This window comes from uncultured Cyclobacterium sp. (assembly GCF_963976465.1).
GTDB lineage: Bacteria > Bacteroidota > Bacteroidia > Cytophagales > Cyclobacteriaceae > Cyclobacterium.
This window is the reverse complement of sequence record NZ_CAXBOC010000631.1, coordinates 1-2,718: the sequence shown is the minus strand read 5'-3', so window position 1 is coordinate 2,718 and position 2,718 is coordinate 1. Positions and strand designations below refer to the sequence as shown.

General features: G+C 37.9%; 1 protein-coding gene and 1 pseudogene. Both read left to right on the top strand.

Features of this window, described 5'->3' with window-relative positions:
- Window positions 1–83 precede the first annotated feature (83 nt).
- A complete protein-coding gene (locus tag AAC037_RS23195) occupies window positions 84–1,307 on the top strand; it encodes an FtsX-like permease family protein (protein ID WP_339905979.1) in 1,224 nt (407 codons plus the stop codon).
- Window positions 1,308–1,404: 97 nt separating this feature from the next.
- Window positions 1,405–2,718, top strand: a pseudogene (locus AAC037_RS23190) (ATP-dependent helicase); the annotation flags it as partial.

The window sequence follows — 2,718 nt, the reverse complement described above, 5'->3', positions numbered from 1 at the left end:
AAACAATTAATTGTAAATACGGGTTAATATTTTCATTTTTAAGATTGTCTTTGCAAAATCAACTCGGCTAATTAAATCAAGCATTGAATCTCTCCTACTTTATAGCATCCAGGTATTTCAAAAGTAAAGCCAAGAAAAATTTTATCACCGTACTATCGAGAATATCGATGGTTGGAGTGGCTGTGGGAACCATGGCCTTGGTGGTGGTATTGTCTGTATTCAATGGGCTAGAGGACCTGATCAAAGGATTGTATGCCTCTTTCGATGCTGACTTAAAGGTAATGCCTATGGAAGGCAAATCCTTTGTAGTAGATGATGGCTTTCTAGGGCAAATAGAAGCCATAAAAGGTGTGGAAATTTTAACAGAGGTGATTGAAGACAATGCCTTGGTACGATACGGGGAGCATCAGGTCGTAGCCACTTTAAAAGGCGTTTCAGACAATTTTATCGCCCAAGATAGATTTAAGGCAGGGTACCTAAGTGGAGAGATGAGTTTGGGGGAAGAAAAGCGACCACAGGCCTTGATTGGGCGGGGATTGTCCTACTTTTTATTGCTCAATTTGGATAATGAATTTGAGTTGATACAGGTGTTTTATCCCAAGGATCCTAAATCGGGAAGCATTGACCCTTCCAGTATGTACAACCGGGAAGTGATACAGCCAGCAGGAATTTTTAGTGTTGAAAAGCAAATTGATGATGAGTATTTGATTGTTCCTTTAAATTTTGCTTCTAATTTATTGGAATATGGGAATAGGAGAACAGGCCTGGAAATAATGGTATCTCCTGATTACAATGTTCAAAAAGTGAAGGCAGAATTGAGAGATTTACTGGGAGAAGCGTTTGTAGTGCAAGACAGTGATGAACAGCATGCAAGTCTTTTGATGACCATTCGTTTGGAGAAATTATTTGTGTTCCTTACCCTTACTTTTATTTTGGCTGTGGCATCCTTTAATATTTTTTTCTCACTGAGTATGCTGGCCATAGAAAAGAAAAAAGATATAGCTGTTATTTTAGCAATGGGAGGGACAAAGAAATTGATTCGTTCCATTTACTTAAAAGAAGGGGCAATTATTGCTTTTTCGGGGGCCTTGGTAGGTCTGGTTTTGGGGTTTTTGATATGTTGGGTCCAAGACAATTATGGGCTGGTATCTTTGGGGGTAACTTCTTCTGTGGTAGATGCCTATCCGGTGAAAATGCAATGGACAGATTTTTTGTATACAAGTGTCAGTGTGGTAGTAATCACGATGATAGCCTCTTACAGACCGGCATTGATCGCCTCTAAAGTGAAGACTACCCTTCATCTGTAAGGTTTAAATGCAGTATTTATTTATTTCTTTTAAATAATTCTGTAATTTGCAAACTGCCAATTTTTAAAAAACACCATTTAGTTTAAATCTTGTTTTAATGAAAGTAGCTTCCGATAAGCCATTTGAAATCGTTTACTCCCTTTTTAACCATGAGTTATTAGGGATTCTTTTTGAATCTTTTGCTATCCAATTGGATGAAAAAGGGAGATTGTCATTTGCTTACCAGAACATTTCTTATCAAAATGCAAGAGAGTTTGGTGAGGGGCTTGATGATACCGACCTGGAATTAATTAAGCTGATGGACAGCATGCAGCAGGAAGCCATTGTCAAAAAGTACAATGTAAAAAACACCAAACCCAAGGAGTTTTTAAGGAAAGTCTTTGATCAAGAACATGCCACTCAGGCTAATAAGGAAGTTCAGAAACTTATAGAAGGGAAGCTTGAAATTACAAGGTCTAAGATTTTGGATAAAATCCAGAAAAAAAGGCTTTTTGAAATGGGGAATGACGGAAATCCGGTATGGAAAGAAATTGCTATCATGCCAGAAAAAGCCTCTGTTTTGTTTCATTTTAGAAGAAATGAAGAGAACACCCATTACTTTCCTACCATAAAATACCAGGGTGAGAAGCTGGAGTGGCAGTATAAGGGCAGTTATTTAATTTGCCATCAACCGGCTTGGCTAGTAGTGGACTCCATGTTGGTGAGTTTTGAAAAAGCGGTAGATGGAAAAAAATTAAGGCCTTTCTTAAACAAAAGGTTTATTGTTATTCCTCGAAAAGTGGAGGATTCTTATTACCGGAAGTTTGTCACGCAGCTTGTTGCTTCATTTGATGTATATGCCAAAGGGTTTGAAATAAAAGTAGCGCGAGACAATCCTGAACCTGTACTCTACCTTGGAGAGTTGCCCAGAAACCCTTCGGTGGATATGTTTGGCAAAAAGATCGCCGAGGAGGAAGAAGAGAAAATGGTATTTGACCTAAGGTATCATTACGGAGATTATTCTTTTAGGGCAGACCAAGTCAAGCCAACCAATGTTGAGATTGAGAAAATTGGTGATGAATATGTGTTCTATAAGGTAGTAAGAAACTTAAAAAAGGAAAGCTTCTACGGTGATTTCCTGAAAAATAATGGGCTAACAGTCCGTGCCGGGAGACAATCTATGCCCAAACGGGAAGCCTATGAATGGATTATCAACCATAGACCTCAACTAGAAGATTTAGGGATAAAGATCAAGCAAACCACCAATGATACCGGTAAGAAATACTTTATGGGTACTGCTAAAATTTCGGTTAAAATAAAGGAAAAAATTGACTGGTTTGATGTGGAAGCTGTTATTTCCTTTGGCGATTATGAAATATCTTTTCAGAAGTTTAGGAAGTTATTGCTCAAAGGAAATTCTGAAATAGAATTA